The sequence below is a fragment of the Aliiroseovarius lamellibrachiae genome (genome assembly GCF_018599245.1).
GTDB lineage: Bacteria > Pseudomonadota > Alphaproteobacteria > Rhodobacterales > Rhodobacteraceae > Aliiroseovarius > Aliiroseovarius lamellibrachiae.
Genome location: NZ_JAHEVJ010000004.1, coordinates 121075 through 136201, shown reverse-complemented (window position 1 = coordinate 136201; position 15127 = coordinate 121075). Strand labels below are relative to the sequence as shown.

Below are 15127 nucleotides of genomic sequence, written 5' to 3'. Positions count from 1 at the left end.
CTTGCGCGTTAAATGCAGAGAGACCACTTTCCCTTCCGTACGACAATTGCATAGGGTGGTCGAGGTATGCCGCGATTGCATAAAAAAGCGATTAGTGCCTAAATATTGGGCGCTGTGCCAAAAAGATGTGCGGAAAATGAAGGGGAATCCATGGTTGACCTTTTAACCTCGGCGCAAATGCGCGCGATTGAACGTCGCTCAATCGACTCAGGTGTCGTCTCAGCCCTTCAGTTGATGGAGCGTGCCGGGCAGGGCGTCGTCGAAGCCATTTTTAACAAGTGGCCAGAGTTGCAACGTGATGATGGGACGGCTTTGGTGCTTTGTGGTCCTGGCAATAACGGCGGTGACGGGTTTGTTGTTGCGCGTTTGCTGAAGCGCGCGGGGTGGGGTGTTAAAGTGCTGCTTTATGGCCACCCCGATCAAATGCCGCCTGATGCGCGTAAAAACTATGATCGCTGGCTGGATATGGGCGAAGTGTCCCCGCTTCACCTGGGCGATATTCCCCACCCCTTTCCGCAAAGCGATTTGACGATTGATGCACTTTTTGGCACGGGGCTAACGCGACCTCTGGAGAAGCCCTTGGCACAGGTCCTGAGCACAGAATTAGGCGCCTTCTCCGTGCGCAAACGGATTGTCGCCATTGATGCGCCATCTGGGCTTTGTATGGACAGCGGTCGCTTTCTTTCAGGGGCAGACCCTTTGACTGCAGATATAACGGTCAGCTTTCATAAAATGAAGCTGGGGCATGTTCTGGCCGAAGGGCCAGTGGCGTGCGGTCAAACCGTGGTTGTTGATATCGGGCTACCCGAAAGCGAAGATCAGGACCGCATCCCAAAGTCCTTGCAAACCGATGTGAACGCGGGGGCGATGCTGGTGTCGGCGCAAACCTTGGGTGGCGTCGATAAACTGGATTCCTATTCACACGCCGGGCATAAATTTGATCACGGTCATGCCCTGATATTGTCAGGCGAGTTTGGTAAAACTGGCGCGGCACGTCTTGCGGCGCGTGGCGCATTAAGGGTGGGGACAGGTGTCGTCACCCTGGGCGTGCCGCCTTCCGCACGTATGGAAGTCGCCTGCCAGATTACCGCAATTATGCAGTCGCGTGTTTCCGATGCGAGTGAGCTAAAGAAAAGATTGCTCGACAAAAGGATCAACGCAATTTGTATGGGGCCAGGATTGGGGTTTGATCGCGCGCGGGCTTTGGTTCCGATCAGTCTGGCTGACAAAATTCCATGCGTTCTCGACGCAGATGCATTGTCGGCTTTTGCCGATGATCCTGAAACCTTGTTTCAGATGATACATCCAAATGTCGTGATGACGCCCCATGCCGGAGAGTTTGCGCGGCTCTTTCCGGATCTTTCGCAGCGGTTGCTTGGACCCAGCACAACAGGGCCCGCCTATTCCAAGGTCGATGCGGCACTTGAGGCGGCCAAACGTGCCGGATGTGTGGTGCTCTTTAAAGGGGCTGATACAGTTATTGCATCGTCGGACGGCCGGTATGCTGTCCATTCTGCTCATTACGAGCGGTCGGTGCCATGGTTGGCGACCGCCGGGGCAGGAGATGTGTTGGCGGGGCTCATCACCGGCTTGCTGGCACGCGGGTTTTCGCCGCTTAAAGCTGCATCGGCAGGCGCATTTCTTCACGTAGAAGCGGCCAGATTGTTTGGCCCTGGTCTGATTGCCGAGGATTTGGCCGAAACATTGCCGGAGGTCTTTAGGTCGCTAAGGTATCAGGCAACGGCCAGTTCAGCCCCGTCTGCGTAAATCACATGGCTTTGATCAAAGACCAAACAATACAGGGGGGTGTTTTTCAGTCTTGCGTGCGTATCCTGTGCCATGAGCCGTGCGGTTGCAAAAATCGGGCCGTCGTGTCGCATCAGGAACGGTTGCGCCACCGAAACGCGCATGTCGCGTGCTGGGCGATTGGTGCCAAAGCTGTCCTTTTCGACAATCGAACTTTCGCCAGTATGGCGGCGGAGGCCGCGCAGCGGCTGGGCGCCGACATCTCGTGTGATGACTTTATCGCCGACCCTCAGGTCTTCAACCGCGACTTCTCCGCGCAAGGTCAGCACAATTGTACCTTTGGCAAGACCAGCATTCGTTTCTGATGTTGCTTTGAAATCGGCGGTGTTTGCTTGAAAAGTCATGGCAGCTCTTTCTCTTTCGCGTAATCCCTGCAGTAACCATTCGTTGAGAATTGGGGCGGAAATGGGGCAGGGATTAGGAAAGTTAACGAAACTGTTTATGTGGCGGGTCTAATGCCCCTCCCAATCGCTGACTGTTTCTTTCTTGCTGGGTTTTAGGGCAGAAAGCATGGTTGATGTCATATCAATCCCCCCAACACGAATGAGATGACGCTTGTCAAAATGCAGCTGAAACAAGGTGACGGTCCCTTCTTGTAAGTTGTGTTCGATCGGCGTTCGGAAAATTTTCCCATCTAAAAGCCGTTGTGCGGATACAAGAGCTTTGTCCCGCCCGAACATGGCGCGGGCCATCCAGCCCCTTACGACGATGGGTTGATTTGGAGCCACGAAAAACGCATCGCTTTCGTCACTCTCCCAAAGGGCGGAGGGGCAGATCCTGACCATATCACGTAAATGCATACGTTTTTTTGAAATAGCCCTAAGACGAACAACACCTATATCGGCTGCGACCAACCGCTCGCCTGCCTTGATGTCTTCTATCGGCTTTTCACCGGATAGGGTAAGAACCCGCGCGCCAGCGCTGAGCCCAGAGGAATAGATATGACGGACCTGTCGGCCATTAGCCGAAACAAGCCCACGCGCTTGAAGCGTCATGGTGCACCACCTGCAACTTTGTTATTGGCCCTCTTGCGGGGCACTGCTCTTTTGTTAGCCAGCATAGGCCAATAATTTGTTAAGACCGATGTTTTTTATGTGGCAGGGCACTTTTATTGGGCAAGTCGTGGCAAACCGGACTCACATTGCGTTTTTCCTCTCGCATCCCCTGTCGTCCTTTGCTAGAAGGGCGCGAATTCGGCGACCCCAATAGGGCTGCCTTCTAGGTTTTGCGGGTGTGGCGGAATTGGTAGACGCACCAGATTTAGGTTCTGGCGCCTATGGCGTGGGGGTTCGAGTCCCTTCACCCGCACCAAAGATGATAAAGGACAACGACATGCAGGTCACCGAGACCCTGAACGAAGGCTTGAAACGCGGTTATAAGATCGTGGTTCCTGCCGCGGATCTGGACGCCAAAGTCAATGAGAAGCTGGTTGAAGCGCAGCCGGAAGTGGAGATGAAAGGTTTCCGCAAGGGCAAGGTGCCGATGGCGCTTTTGAAAAAGCAGTTTGGCCAACGCCTGATGGGCGAAGCCATGCAAGAAGCTGTTGACGGTGCGATGAACAAGCACTTTGAAGACAGCGGCGACCGTCCAGCTTTGCAGCCTGACGTAAAAATGACCAATGAAGATTGGAAAGAGGGCGACGACATCGAGGTCGATATGTCCTATGAGGCGCTGCCTGCCATTCCAGAGGTTGATCTGAAAGGCATCAAGCTTGAGAAGCTGGTTGTGAAAGCGGCTGAAGCTGATGTTGACGAAGCTCTGGCCAATCTGGCTGAGACAGCTCAAGATTTTAAAGACCGCAAAAAAGGGTCAAAAGCCAAAGACGGTGATCAGGTTGTGATCGACTTCTTGGGTAAAGTAGACGGCGAAGCCTTTGAAGGTGGCGCCGCTGAGGATTACCCTCTGACTTTGGGCTCAGGCAGCTTTATCCCCGGTTTCGAAGAGCAGCTGGTTGGTGTGAAAGCTGGCGATGAGCTGGACGTTAAAGTGACGTTCCCAGCCGAATACGGCGCTGAGAACTTGGCCGGCAAGGATGCTGTTTTCACATGTACTGTGAAAGAAGTAAAAGAGCCTGTTGCCGCTGAAATCAATGATGAGCTGGCAACCAAATTTGGTGCAGAAGATCTTGCGGGTCTGAAAGGCCAAATCAGTGAGCGTTTGGAAGCTGAGTTTGGCGGCGCTGCACGCGCGGTTATGAAACGCGGCTTGCTTGATGAGCTGGACAAACTGGTTGAATTTGAACTGCCACCATCCCTTTTGGACGCTGAAGCCAACCAAATCGCGCATCAGCTGTGGCACGAAGAAAACCCTGACGTTCAGGGGCATGATCACCCTGAAATCGAGCCAACTGAAGAGCATAAAACCTTGGCAGCACGTCGTGTGCGTCTTGGTCTTTTGTTGGCTGAGCTGGGTCAAAAAGCGAACGTGGAAGTGTCGGATGCCGACTTTACCCAAGCCGTTATGAACCAAGCGCGTCAGTATCCGGGTCAAGAACGTCAGTTCTTTGAATTCGTTCAGCAAAACCCACAGATGCGCCAGCAAATTCAAGCGCCTTTGTTTGAAGATAAAGTCGTCGATTATATCATTGAGCTGGCAGAAGTGTCGGAAAAAGAAGTGTCGAAGGACGATCTTCAAAAAGCTGTGGAAGCTCTTGAAGAAGAATAAAACGATCAACATCGTTTACAAAAGGTCGCCCATTGGGCGGCCTTTTTTGTATTGGGGGAATTGAAAGGGGCGACCCGAACGAGCCCGTTCAATACGCGCGTGCTATTGATACCAACTATGGTGTTTTGAGTGAGATTGAAGCAGTTTGTGCTGACCGTAGTCAAAACAAATAGCCATGCATTCAGCGGCTGTCAGATGACCCACGTTCCGCCTTATTGGTGTGCCTGTGCCTGCTCCATCATGCGAAGCGTTTCCTCAATGTCATTAAATGGCAGGCCTGACAGCTCTTCCAGTTCCATATCCCACCATGCCACATCCAGCAGGCGCTGGATGGTTTCAGCATCAAAACGGTAGCGCAGAATTTTGGCAGGGTTTCCCACAACAATTGCATATGGCGGTACATCTTTGGTCACAACCGCCCCCGCGCCAACAATGGCCCCATGCCCAACTGTGACGCCCCTAAGGATAACGGCGTTTAGCCCAATCCAGACATCATTTCCCACAATGGCCCCGGGCTTTTCGTCGAATTCGCACCGTTCAAAGCTTTCCCAGGCCTCTTGATTTGCGAAGTGGTGTTTGGAGTATTGGAAGGGATGGGAGCTAAGGTAATCCACAGGATGTTCAATCGGGCCAATTTCTACGAACCGAGCAACCGAGCAGTAGCGCCCCAACTGGCAGCGGCGCGCAAGCGTGGACAACTCCGAAAGGTAAGACATTCGCCCCATGGAAGCATGATCGGCGACTTTGGAAAAACGCTCCAGCCGAACCGGAGCCTCGATTTTGGCAGAACGCGCCACCTGACTGCGCCCATGGATCACATTCTTCATCGCTTTACCTCGGCTTTTCAAACGAGATTACCCGCATGGGGCGGTTAAAAAAAGACCCAATACAGAAACCCCAATGCAGAAACAGAGTGAGCTGTCTGAGCAAACACATCCTTATCCAGGGCGCAGCCCGGTTTCCACCAAGAGGCCCAACCGCTTGGCTTCGTAATAATACCCGCGCGCATACCATTTCATCGCCATCTCAATATTTCCACCTGACACCAGATATGCACCTTTTAGGTATTTCCCCGCGTATTTCAGGTTTGTGTCCGCGTCTAATAACTCATTGGCTGGGCCTCGGTGCCCCATTGTCCGTGCCGTTTGCGGCAAGATTTGCAGCAGCCCCCAATAGGGGCCATTTCGCGCCCAGGGTCGGTGTGTGCTTTCTCGGATGGCTTGCCGGTGCACCAATACCCGCGGAATGTCATAAAAATCCGCCCATTTGTTGATCTGGGCGCGCAACTCGGGTGTTTCATTGGGGTAAAGAGGTGGGTTGAAGCCCGATGTGGGGTTGGGGGCCGATGTGTTGACCTTCCGCCCACGCCGCCCACGGGCGCAGGCCGTCAGCGTAAGCCCAAAACCAAGCAGCAAAAGATGACGGCGGGATATGTTAGAGAATACAGTCATATCGCCGAGCCTAGTGCGGGTTGGAGCAACACGAAAGCAAGATGATTGTGATGCGCGACCTTCTGCTATGTCCACCTCTCCGCTGTGGGGCTGTGGGTAAGGGGGCCAAAATACCACTCTGCCGCAACCAAGCGGGGGGAAAGCATAGGTTGAGGTGATGGTTCCCCGATGGCGGTACACGCGGCGGGCAAGGAAACGTCATTCCACATATTGCACGCATGATGTCTTTGTCGAACTTGGCGGGGACGAGTTGTCGAATGATTGGGGGGCATGCCGGATGGGCGCGCGCCCGGTCTGGATATTTTAGGCAGCGAATATAAAAAAGCCGCCCCAATTCGGAGCGGCTTTCTTAATGCTTATGTCGCGAAGATCACTCTTCTTCCGAAGCTTCTTCAGCTGCGGGAGCAGGGGCGTCCTCGTCATCGTCCGAGGCAGCAGCGCCGAGTTCGTCGAACAGTTCGGCGATTTCAAACTCTGCTTCAGCTTCAGCTTCAGCTGCCAGCTCTTGGATCGATTTGCCGCTTGCCTGAAGCTCGGCTTCTTCTTCCGAGCGGGCAACGTTCAGGTCGATCTCAACTTCAACCTCAGGGTGCAGTTTGACCGAAACAGTGTGCAGACCAAGATCTTTGATCGGGGCTTGCAGCGAAATCTGTTTCTTGTCCACTGTGAAGCCTGCTTCGGTGGCAACCGTTGCGGCGTCACGCGGGGTGACCGAACCGTAAAGGGCGCCGGCATCCGAAGCCGAACGAATCACGATGAACTGCTGACCACCAAGTTTTTCAGCCAATGCTTCGGCTTCTGTCTTGGTTTCAAGGTTGTTGGCTTCCAGCTGCGCTTTTTGTGCTTCAAAACCAGCGATGTTGGCTTTTGAGGCTGTCAAAGCTTTGCCTTGTGGCAACAGGAAGTTGCGGGCGTAACCCGACTTCACGTCAACAACGTCGCCCATTTGACCAAGCTTGGCCACACGTTCCAGAAGGATAACTTGCATGATGTTCTCCTTACTTCACAGAATAGGGCAGCAAGGCGAGGAAGCGGGCACGTTTGATGGCGCGGGCCAATTCACGTTGCTTCTTGGCCGAGACGGCGGTGATACGTGAAGGGACGATTTTACCGCGCTCAGAGATGTAGCGCTGCAAAAGACGGGTGTCTTTGTAATCGATCTTCGGTGCATTGTCGCCCGAGAAGGGGCAAACTTTGCGGCGGCGGAAAAACGGTTTGCTAGCCATTGGTTAGATCCTTCCGAACTTAGCGGTCACGGCCACGGCGGTCGCCGCGTTCGTCACGTTTTTGCATTTGTACCGACGGACCTTCGGCGTGATCGTCGACCTTGATGGTCAAGATACGCATAACGTCGTCATGCAGGCGCATCAGGCGTTCCATTTCCTGAACCGCAGCGGCAGGCGCGTCGGTTTTCAGAAAGGCATAGTGCCCTTTGCGGTTCTTGTTGATCTTGTAGGCCATCGTTTTGACACCCCAGTACTCGCTTTCAACGACTTTACCGCCGTTGTCAGCCAGAACTGTGCCAAAATGTTCGACAAGGTTTTCAGCTTGCGTGTTGGAAAGATCCTGACGCGAGATGAAGACATGCTCATAAAGGGGCATGTTAGCTCCTGTTCATTAGACGCGCTTCAAAGTGTGGCCCAACCTTTCCACGACCCACACACGAGAGGCGACGCATTGATGTATTTGCGGAAAGGACAGCGCCTTATACACGGCTCTTGTGAAGATGCAAGCTGACATCGGCGCGATACCCATTTCTACGAGGTTTTATGGCCGAACCAGGCCCTGCCAACAGAAAACCCCCAGAACGTCAACACAAAGCCCGCAGCTTGCCGCATTCCCGCCATCTTACTTTAAAATGGTTAACGCCAAGCAAGGACTGAACTGAGGGTGGAAAAATGAGCGTAGTTGTCGAAGGAATTCAAGTTGTTAGGCCAAGAGGGCAGGACAATAATGGGCCTGAGCTGACCCATGCCCGGTGGGGCTATATGATTACATCGCAAGAAGCGGCTGGCCTTTTCACACGTCTGGGTCTCGGCTTTGCGCGCTATATTGGCGCGATATTTCTGTTGGTCGCAGCGGGGCTATGGCTGTTGCCCGGAACATCTGTGCACCCAGAGGTGTTATCATTTAAAATATCAGTGACTGTTTTGTTTGGGTTGCTGGGGGGCGTCGCCGTTTGGGGAAGCGCAAATGAACACCGAGATGAAATGCAAGTAGATCTGGAGCGCCAAGAGCTGCGTCGGGGCATTCGTCATGCAAATGGTCGCTTTGTTTCAACCGTTGATCTTCCTTTGCGCGACGCCGGAGAGCTTTTTCTAAGCACTCCGGAGCGTGTCGGTGAGGATGCAGTCCTTTATGTCCGGCGTGCCAATGCACCACAGGCATTGGAAATTGCGTTTGGGGCCGAAGACCTGTTGTTTCCGCTCCTGCAACGTATTTCTGCGGACCTGGCGCGTGAACGTGCAAAGCAACTGTGCGCTTAAGCTGGGATGACTTGCCCCACGGGAACCTAAACACGTTGCGCCCAATCTTCCCTCAGGCTATTCCCCTTAGGAACGTTTAAAGGGAGAGGGAGAGGCCATGAGCCGCGCATTCGTATTCCCCGGGCAGGGCGCCCAATCAATTGGTATGGGCAAGTCTTTGGCCGATGCTTATCCAGCTGCAAAAGCTGTTTTTGATGAAGTTGATGAGGCGCTTGGCGAAAAGCTCTCGTCCTTGATCTGGGACGGGCAGCAAGATGAACTGACATTGACCCAAAATGCACAACCCGCGCTGATGGCCACATCCTTGGCCGCTGTGAAAGCTTTGGAAGCCGAAGGGGTTGGTATGGACGCCGCCGCGTTTGTGGCGGGGCACTCGTTGGGTGAATATTCCGCACTGGCCGCCGCAGGAACGCTTTCCATCGCAGACACCGCGCGTTTGCTTCGTATTCGCGGCAAAGCCATGCAAGAGGCTGTACCTGTCGGTGTCGGTGCAATGGCTGCCCTGTTGGGGCTGGACTTTGAAGCGGCGACTGCTGTTGCCGCTGAAGCCGCCCAAGGTCAGGTGTGTCAGGCAGCAAATGACAATGATCCGGGCCAAGTGGTTGTCTCTGGCCATAAAGAAGCCGTTGAACGGGCGCTTGAGATTGCAAAATCCAAAGGCGCGCGCCGTGCGCTTTTGTTGCCCGTCAGCGCGCCTTTCCATTGCGAATTGATGCAACCCGCGGCTGAGGCCATGGCGCAAGCCTTGTCAGACGTCGATATGAAGCAACCAATTGTCCCCTTGGTGGCAAATGTCCGCGCATCTGAAGTGTCAGATCCAGCTGTTATTCGTTCCTTGTTGGTGGAGCAGGTCACAGGGTCGGTCCGCTGGCGCGAATCTGTGTCTTGGATGGCGGCAAAGGGTGTGACAGAAATTTGGGAAATCGGGGCCGGAAAAGCGCTTTCTGGAATGATCCGACGGATTGCCAAAGAGGTAACCTGCCGCGCCGTGGGGGCACCTGATGATGTCACGGCCGCCGCTGAGAGTTTGAAATAAGGAAGTACTATGTTTGATCTGACTGGAAAAAATGCGCTGGTTACTGGCGCGTCTGGTGGAATTGGCGGTGCTATCGCCAAAGCGTTGCATGCGGCTGGGGCAACTGTTGCGCTCTCTGGGACGCGTGTGGAACCTTTGGAAGCTTTGGCGTCCGAGCTGGGGGAGCGCGCGCATGTTTTGCCGTGCAACCTGTCTGATGGCGAAGCTGTTGACGCGCTTCCTAAACAAGCGATTGAGGCGATGGGATCGGTCGATATCTTGGTGAATAACGCCGGGATTACACGGGATCAGATTTTCATGCGCATGTCGGATGAGGAATGGGACAGTGTGATCAACGTCAATCTGACGTCCACAATGCGCCTTTGTCGTGGGGTGATGCGTCCGATGATGAAATCCCGCTGGGGTCGAATCATCAATATCAGCTCAATCGTTGGGGCAACCGGCAACCCTGGTCAGGTGAACTATGCGGCCTCTAAGGCAGGTATGGTTGGCATGACAAAATCAATTGCCTACGAAGTCGCCAGCCGCGGGATCACCGCCAACTGTGTGGCGCCCGGATTTATTGCAACTGCGATGACCGAAAAGCTGACAGATGATCAAAAAGGCAAGATCAACGCGCAAATTCCAGCAGCCCGCATGGGCGAAGCACAGGAAATTGCCGCGGCTGTTCTGTATCTCGCCTCGGCTGAGGCTGGGTATACAACCGGGGCCACGTTGCACGTCAATGGCGGCATGGCGATGATCTGATAAGACATTCGGGTTGGCGTATTTTTGCGCGCCAATTCCTCCACCCCCTTGAAGGTGGAAAGCGTTTGCCTATTGTTAGTGATGTGTTATAGGCGGCGCAGGTTTTTCCCCGGCTGTGAAAGCACGTTTGGGGTTCTCGGCTAGACGCGCGGGAAACTGAGCGGCCCATGAGGGCCAAATGAAAGATGGCCTTAGGCCGGAATGCAAAGGGCAGATGCCCTGAAAACGTGAGGATTTATCATGAGCGACGTCGCAGATCGTGTGAAGAAAATCGTTGTTGAGCACCTTGGTGTTGAAGAAGACAAAGTTACGGAATCGGCTTCGTTCATCGACGACCTTGGCGCTGACAGCCTGGATACCGTAGAGTTGGTTATGGCTTTCGAAGAAGAGTTCGGCATCGAAATTCCAGACGATGCAGCTGAAACAATTCAAACTTTCGGCGACGCTGTAAAGTTCATCACCGAAGCTTCTTAAGCTTTTTTAGGTGAGACATTTGGAAACGGCGCCTCCCGGGGCGCCGTTTTCTTTTTATTTAACGTCATGTTTGGGTGCGCGACCTTTCGCAGTTTGGTTGAAAACGCCTTGCCCAGATGTGCCGTGCCGCGCTATCAAGCGTGGAACAATTAGAATTCCTGAGAAGGGGCTGCAAAATGCGTCGAGTGGTAGTTACAGGTCTGGGCATGGTGTCACCGTTGGCATGTGGTGTCGAAGAAACCTGGAAACGTATTCTAGATGGGCAATCGGGCGCAGGTCCGATTACGAAATTCGACGCATCTCGTGTGACAACGAAATATGCGTGTGAAGTTCCGTTGGGTGATGGATCTGATGGAACCTTTAACCCTGATGATTGGATGCTTCCAAAAGAGCGGCGTAAAGTTGATGATTTCATCCTTTACGGCATCGCGGCATCGGATATGGCGTTGAAAGACGCAGGTTGGCTTCCTGAAGAGGAAGAGGATAAATTACGCACCGGTGTGATGATTGGATCGGGCATTGGTGGGCTAAGCTCAATCGCTGACACCGCTGTTTTGCTGCATGAACGCGGACCGCGTCGTGTCTCGCCGTTCTTTATCCCCGGATCCTTGATCAACCTGATTTCTGGTCAGGTGTCGATCAAATACGGCTTTAAAGGCCCCAACCATGCTGTCGTGACAGCCTGTTCCACAGGGGCGCACGCGATTGGGGATGCTTCGCGGCTGATCCAGCTGGGCGACGCTGATGTGATGGTTGCTGGTGGCGCAGAAGCCGCAATTTGTGAGATCGGCATTGCGGGCTTCAATGCGTGTAAAGCCTTGTCCACCAAACGCGAAGATGATCCACAAGCCGCAAGCCGCCCATATGACGAAGACCGCGATGGGTTTGTTATGGGCGAGGGCGCCGGCATTGTGGTGCTGGAAGAATATGAACATGCCAAAGCGCGCGGGGCCAAGATTTATGCCGAAGTGCTGGGCTATGGTTTGTCTGGCGACGCCTATCACATCACCGCACCTTCTGAGGATGGTGATGGTGGGTTCCGTGCGATGGAAGCGGCACTTGCTCGCGCGGGTTTGGAACCTGCTGATGTTGATTATATCAACGCGCATGGAACATCGACGATGGCGGACGCTGTGGAACTGAAGGCGGTGGAACGCTTGCTCGGGGATGCTGCCGAAAAGGTAACCATGAGCTCGACTAAAAGCTCGATCGGCCACCTTCTTGGGGCTGCGGGGGCGGTTGAGGCGATTTTCTGTGTGCTGGCGATGCGTGATCAGATTGCCCCGCCAACGATTAACCTCGACAATCCGGCGGTTAAGCCGCGTTTGAGCTTGGCGGCCAACAAAGCAGAAGAGCGCGAGATCAATGTGGTCTTGTCCAACAGCTTTGGCTTTGGCGGCACCAACGCCAGCCTTGTCATGGGGAAGGTCACGGACTGATGTGGCGTCACATTGCGTCTAACGCGCTGACACTGTTTATTGCGATCCTTATCGTTGGAGTTGGGATGATTGCGTGGGGGAAACGAGAGTTTTCTCAACCTGGCCCACTTGAACAGGCTGTGTGCCTTAAGGTCGATAAAGGGTCTAATTTCTCGCGGGTTTCGGACCGGTTGTCGGATATGGGCGCCATTTCGTCGGCGTCGATTTTCCGCGTTGGCATTGAATATTCCGATAAGTCGAGCCTTTTGAAAGCAGGATCGTTCCTTGTGCCCGAGGGGGCGTCGATGAGCGAGATCTTGGACATTGTAACCCGTGGTGGGGCCTCTACTTGTGGGACAGAGATCTTGTACCGCGTGGGTGTTCTGACCGCCGTGATGCAAGTGCGCGAACTTGACCCGGCAACCCAAGAATACTCGGTTTCGACTGAGTTCAAGCCGGCAGAGTTGGAGGGGGCCCTGCCAGAGAATTATGTTGCGATGCGCGCCGAAGACGATACGCGGTATCGCATCGCAATCGCCGAAGGTGTGACCAGCTGGCAAATCGTGGAAAGCCTGAAGCTTGCTGATTTTATGTCGGGTGATGTGGCCGAGGTTCCCTCGGAAGGTAGCCTGGCACCAGACAGTTACGAAGTGCGACCCGGTGCGAAGCGTGCAGATCTGATTGCTGCGATGCAGGCCAGCCAAGACGCCATCCTGAGTGCGGCTTGGGAGGCTCGTGCAGAGGGCTTGCCCTATGACAGCCCAGAACAGGCGCTGATCATGGCGTCCATTGTTGAGAAGGAAACCGGAGTTGCCGCTGAGCGCCGTCAAGTGGCGAGCGTGTTTGTGAACCGCTTGAACAAGAGTATGCGCCTGCAAACCGACCCAACCGTGATTTACGGTATTACCAAAGGGCAAGGGGCGCTTGGCCGTGGATTGCGTCAGTCTGAACTGCGCCGCGAAACGCCCTTCAACACCTATGTGATCGACGGGTTGCCCCCGTCACCGATCGCAAACCCAGGGCGTCAAGCCATTGAAGCGGCGTTGAACCCGGATCAAACGGACTTTTTGTTCTTTGTTGCTGATGGCACTGGGGGACATGCATTTGCGACAACCTTGCAAGAGCATAACGCCAATGTTGCCAAGTGGCGTGAACTTGAAGCGCAGCGCGCCAATCAGTAAATAAGACCTTTCTCTCCCGTGCGCTGTTGCTTCCCTCAGATTTGACGGAACGCACGGTCCCGGATAGGGTCTTAACTACGCTAGAAGACGTGAATGAACGGCCCAAGCCTCGTGCTTCGGGCCGTTTTTCATGTCGCTCGTGCGGACAAGAGCATGAGAGGCAGACACGAACACATGAGCAATAATACGCCTTTTGGAGAAGATGCACCTTCCCCTGATTTCTTGGGGGTCGCAAACGATCTCTTCTTTCGTGTTTTGAAGGAGTTAGAGCGCCAATTGGAAGTGGCGAAAATGAACGATGGCGAAGGATCGACAGGATTGGCCAAAACGGCCAGCGAGCTTCGCAAAGCCGTTCAAAATATATTTGATGAAAGGAAGCGACTTGAGCAATCCGGCAAAAATATTTCCGACGGACAAGGCGGAGGCGAGCTCGACCTTGTTGCGTCCCGAGATGAGATCGGGCGCAGATTGGCTTGCTTGCGCAACGCCCAAAGAACAAGAGATGTTCCTGAATGATCTGAGTGATGGGGCGTTGGCCGCATTGCCATATATTTTTGAGTTCTGGGCTTTGCCACATCAAGTCCCCCCGGCTGGGAATTGGCGCAGCTGGGTCATTATGGGGGGGCGCGGGGCGGGAAAAACCCGCGCCGGATCCGAATGGGTTCGTTCCGAGGTTGAGGGGGCGGGGCCGATGGACCCTGGCCGCTCGCGGCGCGTGGCTTTGATCGGTGAAACCGTTGATCAGACCCGCGAAGTGATGGTGTTTGGAGAGAGCGGAATTATTGCCTGCTCTCCCCCGGACCGGCGCCCGGAATGGGTTGCCACCCGAAAACAACTTGTATGGCCCAATGGTGCCGTCGCTCAGGTCTTTTCGGCCCATGACCCTGAAGGGTTGCGTGGCCCGCAATTTGATGCGGCTTGGGTGGATGAATTGGCCAAGTGGAAAAAAGCTGAAGAAACCTGGGATATGCTGCAGTTTGGGCTGCGGCTGGGGGAACACCCACGTCAGGTCATTACGACAACACCACGCAACGTGGGCGTCTTGAAAGACATTCTCGCCAATCCATCAACCGTGACGACGCATGCTCCGACAGAAGCAAACCGTGCCTATCTTGCCAAAAGTTTCCTTGAAGAAGTGCGAAACCGTTATGCGGGATCACATTTGGGGCGGCAGGAGCTTGATGGCGTTTTGCTCGATGATGTCGAGGGGGCGATGTGGTCGCTTAAATCCATTGATGCCGCGCGGCAGGACGGGGAATTGCCCGACTTTAACAGGGTGATTGTCGCGGTGGATCCCTCGGTGACGGCCAATAAAGGGTCTGATGAATGCGGCATTGTGGTTGTCGGCGCTGTAACAGAGGGGCACCCAAAGGATTGGCGGGCCTATGTGCTTGAGGATGCGACGGTTCAAGCGGCCTCGCCAACGGAATGGGCGCAAGCCGCATTAAAGGCGATGACGCGGCATAACGCGGATCGTTTGGTTGCTGAGGTCAATCAGGGCGGGGATCTGGTGCGGGATGTGATCCAATCCATTGACCCATCTGTTCCCTATCGCGCGGTGCGTGCCAGCCGGGGAAAATCGCAGCGCGCAGAACCCATTGCGGCGCTTTATGAGCAAGGCAAGGTGCATCATGCCGGTCATTTTGGTGACCTCGAAGACCAGATGTGTCGCATGACCCCTAATGGTTATGAGGGCAAAGGAAGCCCCGATCGCCTTGATGCATTGGTCTGGGCGCTGCACGAACTGATGATTGCCCCTGTTGCGAACTGGAGCAGGCCATCGGTGCGCACGCTAGGTTAAACTCTTTTTTAACCCTCTCTGGCAAATTGCAAAACATCGAAAGGCAGGGTGCTGCGGCAGATT

17 protein-coding genes and 1 tRNA gene are annotated in these 15127 nt (G+C 54.3%); 11 read left to right on the top strand and 7 right to left on the bottom strand.

All coding sequences use genetic code 11. The features are described 5' to 3' along the window. Window positions 1-150 precede the first annotated feature (150 nt). Window positions 151-1767, top strand: a complete 1617-nt coding sequence (locus KKW20_RS08505; protein ID WP_214567456.1) for an NAD(P)H-hydrate dehydratase — start codon at window positions 151-153, stop codon at window positions 1765-1767. Here KKW20_RS08505 and KKW20_RS08500 read toward each other — a convergent pair. Next, entirely contained in the window at window positions 1734-2150 is a 417-nt protein-coding gene (locus KKW20_RS08500; RefSeq protein WP_214567455.1) for a Hint domain-containing protein, read from the bottom strand. The two genes, KKW20_RS08505 and KKW20_RS08500, sit on opposite strands and share 34 nt — an antisense overlap. Before the next feature lie 108 nt (window positions 2151-2258). Continuing rightward, window positions 2259-2801, bottom strand: a complete 543-nt coding sequence (locus tag KKW20_RS08495; RefSeq protein WP_214567454.1) for a Hint domain-containing protein — start codon at window positions 2799-2801, stop codon at window positions 2259-2261. A 232-nt stretch (window positions 2802-3033) separates the two neighbouring features. On the opposite strand from KKW20_RS08495, the gene KKW20_RS08490 reads away from it, so the two are divergent. Both KKW20_RS08490 and tig read left to right on the top strand, forming a co-directional pair. Beyond that, window positions 3034-3117 (top strand) — tRNA-Leu (locus KKW20_RS08490). Between the two features lie 21 nt (window positions 3118-3138). Continuing rightward, window positions 3139-4470, top strand: coding sequence for a trigger factor (tig, locus tag KKW20_RS08485; RefSeq protein WP_214567453.1), 1332 nt, complete (start codon window positions 3139-3141; stop codon window positions 4468-4470). 212 nt (window positions 4471-4682) lie between these two features. Here tig and KKW20_RS16625 read toward each other — a convergent pair whose 3' ends face one another. From KKW20_RS16625 to rpsF, 5 genes are all read right to left on the bottom strand, one after another. Then, window positions 4683-5297 carry a CatB-related O-acetyltransferase gene (locus KKW20_RS16625; protein WP_214567452.1) on the bottom strand — a complete coding sequence of 205 codons (615 nt, stop codon included), beginning with the start codon at window positions 5295-5297 and terminating at the stop codon, window positions 4683-4685. Window positions 5298-5408: 111 nt separating this feature from the next. Then, on the bottom strand, window positions 5409-5921 hold the full coding sequence (locus tag KKW20_RS08475; protein WP_214567451.1) for a lytic transglycosylase domain-containing protein: 513 nt from the start codon (window positions 5919-5921) through the stop codon (window positions 5409-5411). Window positions 5922-6291: 370 nt separating this feature from the next. Next, window positions 6292-6909 (bottom strand): 50S ribosomal protein L9, encoded by a 618-nt coding sequence (gene rplI / locus KKW20_RS08470; protein WP_214567450.1) that lies wholly within the window; start codon window positions 6907-6909, stop codon window positions 6292-6294. Window positions 6910-6919: 10 nt separating this feature from the next. Next, window positions 6920-7147 (bottom strand): 30S ribosomal protein S18, encoded by a 228-nt coding sequence (gene rpsR, locus KKW20_RS08465; protein WP_214567449.1) that lies wholly within the window; start codon window positions 7145-7147, stop codon window positions 6920-6922. Between the two features lie 19 nt (window positions 7148-7166). Continuing rightward, entirely contained in the window at window positions 7167-7523 is a 357-nt protein-coding gene (rpsF, locus tag KKW20_RS08460; protein ID WP_214567448.1) for a 30S ribosomal protein S6, read from the bottom strand. A 296-nt stretch (window positions 7524-7819) separates the two neighbouring features. Here rpsF and KKW20_RS08455 point away from each other — a divergent pair, with 296 nt between their 5' ends. The 8 genes from KKW20_RS08455 to KKW20_RS08420 all read left to right on the top strand — a co-directional run bounded on the left by KKW20_RS08455 (window position 7820) and on the right by KKW20_RS08420 (window position 15064). Further along, window positions 7820-8407, top strand: a complete 588-nt coding sequence (locus KKW20_RS08455) for a hypothetical protein (RefSeq protein WP_214567447.1) — start codon at window positions 7820-7822, stop codon at window positions 8405-8407. A 97-nt stretch (window positions 8408-8504) separates the two neighbouring features. Then, window positions 8505-9443: an ACP S-malonyltransferase gene (fabD, locus tag KKW20_RS08450; RefSeq protein WP_214567446.1), complete on the top strand. Its 939-nt coding sequence runs from the start codon at window positions 8505-8507 to the stop codon at window positions 9441-9443. A 9-nt stretch (window positions 9444-9452) separates the two neighbouring features. Continuing rightward, window positions 9453-10190, top strand: a complete 738-nt coding sequence (gene fabG, locus KKW20_RS08445; RefSeq protein WP_214567445.1) for a 3-oxoacyl-[acyl-carrier-protein] reductase — start codon at window positions 9453-9455, stop codon at window positions 10188-10190. A 240-nt stretch (window positions 10191-10430) separates the two neighbouring features. Then, a complete protein-coding gene (locus KKW20_RS08440; RefSeq protein ID WP_108788894.1) occupies window positions 10431-10664 on the top strand; it encodes an acyl carrier protein in 234 nt (77 codons plus the stop codon). Between the two features lie 176 nt (window positions 10665-10840). After that, the gene (gene fabF, locus KKW20_RS08435) at window positions 10841-12103 is read left to right on the top strand and encodes a beta-ketoacyl-ACP synthase II (protein WP_214567444.1); all 1263 of its coding nucleotides are present in this window, start codon (window positions 10841-10843) and stop codon (window positions 12101-12103) included. Continuing rightward, on the top strand, window positions 12103-13263 hold the full coding sequence (gene mltG, locus KKW20_RS08430; RefSeq protein ID WP_214567443.1) for an endolytic transglycosylase MltG: 1161 nt from the start codon (window positions 12103-12105) through the stop codon (window positions 13261-13263). Before fabF ends, mltG begins: the two co-directional genes overlap by 1 nt. 174 nt (window positions 13264-13437) lie before the next feature. Then, window positions 13438-13779 carry a hypothetical protein gene (locus tag KKW20_RS08425; protein ID WP_214567442.1) on the top strand — a complete coding sequence of 114 codons (342 nt, stop codon included), beginning with the start codon at window positions 13438-13440 and terminating at the stop codon, window positions 13777-13779. After that, window positions 13715-15064, top strand: a complete 1350-nt coding sequence (locus KKW20_RS08420) for a DNA-packaging protein (RefSeq protein WP_214567441.1) — start codon at window positions 13715-13717, stop codon at window positions 15062-15064. The genes KKW20_RS08425 and KKW20_RS08420 overlap by 65 nt, the downstream gene beginning before the upstream one ends. Window positions 15065-15127: the final 63 nt, after the last annotated feature.

Excerpts from the sequence above, each read along its gene's own strand:
- KKW20_RS08505 (WP_214567456.1), top strand. The coding sequence starts at position 151 with ATGGTTGACCTTTTAACCTCGGCGCAAATGCGCGCGATTGAACGTCGC.
- KKW20_RS08500 (WP_214567455.1), bottom strand. The coding sequence starts at position 2,150 with ATGACTTTTCAAGCAAACACCGCCGATTTCAAAGCAACATCAGAAACG.
- KKW20_RS08495 (WP_214567454.1), bottom strand. The coding sequence starts at position 2,801 with ATGACGCTTCAAGCGCGTGGGCTTGTTTCGGCTAATGGCCGACAGGTC.
- tig (WP_214567453.1), top strand. The coding sequence starts at position 3,139 with ATGCAGGTCACCGAGACCCTGAACGAAGGCTTGAAACGCGGTTATAAG.
- KKW20_RS16625 (WP_214567452.1), bottom strand. The coding sequence starts at position 5,297 with ATGAAGAATGTGATCCATGGGCGCAGTCAGGTGGCGCGTTCTGCCAAA.
- KKW20_RS08475 (WP_214567451.1), bottom strand. The coding sequence starts at position 5,921 with ATGACTGTATTCTCTAACATATCCCGCCGTCATCTTTTGCTGCTTGGT.
- rplI (WP_214567450.1), bottom strand. The coding sequence starts at position 6,909 with ATGCAAGTTATCCTTCTGGAACGTGTGGCCAAGCTTGGTCAAATGGGC.
- rpsR (WP_214567449.1), bottom strand. The coding sequence starts at position 7,147 with ATGGCTAGCAAACCGTTTTTCCGCCGCCGCAAAGTTTGCCCCTTCTCG.
- rpsF (WP_214567448.1), bottom strand. The coding sequence starts at position 7,523 with ATGCCCCTTTATGAGCATGTCTTCATCTCGCGTCAGGATCTTTCCAAC.
- KKW20_RS08455 (WP_214567447.1), top strand. The coding sequence starts at position 7,820 with ATGAGCGTAGTTGTCGAAGGAATTCAAGTTGTTAGGCCAAGAGGGCAG.
- fabD (WP_214567446.1), top strand. The coding sequence starts at position 8,505 with ATGAGCCGCGCATTCGTATTCCCCGGGCAGGGCGCCCAATCAATTGGT.
- fabG (WP_214567445.1), top strand. The coding sequence starts at position 9,453 with ATGTTTGATCTGACTGGAAAAAATGCGCTGGTTACTGGCGCGTCTGGT.
- KKW20_RS08440 (WP_108788894.1), top strand. The coding sequence starts at position 10,431 with ATGAGCGACGTCGCAGATCGTGTGAAGAAAATCGTTGTTGAGCACCTT.
- fabF (WP_214567444.1), top strand. The coding sequence starts at position 10,841 with ATGCGTCGAGTGGTAGTTACAGGTCTGGGCATGGTGTCACCGTTGGCA.
- mltG (WP_214567443.1), top strand. The coding sequence starts at position 12,103 with ATGTGGCGTCACATTGCGTCTAACGCGCTGACACTGTTTATTGCGATC.
- KKW20_RS08425 (WP_214567442.1), top strand. The coding sequence starts at position 13,438 with ATGAGCAATAATACGCCTTTTGGAGAAGATGCACCTTCCCCTGATTTC.
- KKW20_RS08420 (WP_214567441.1), top strand. The coding sequence starts at position 13,715 with ATGAGATCGGGCGCAGATTGGCTTGCTTGCGCAACGCCCAAAGAACAA.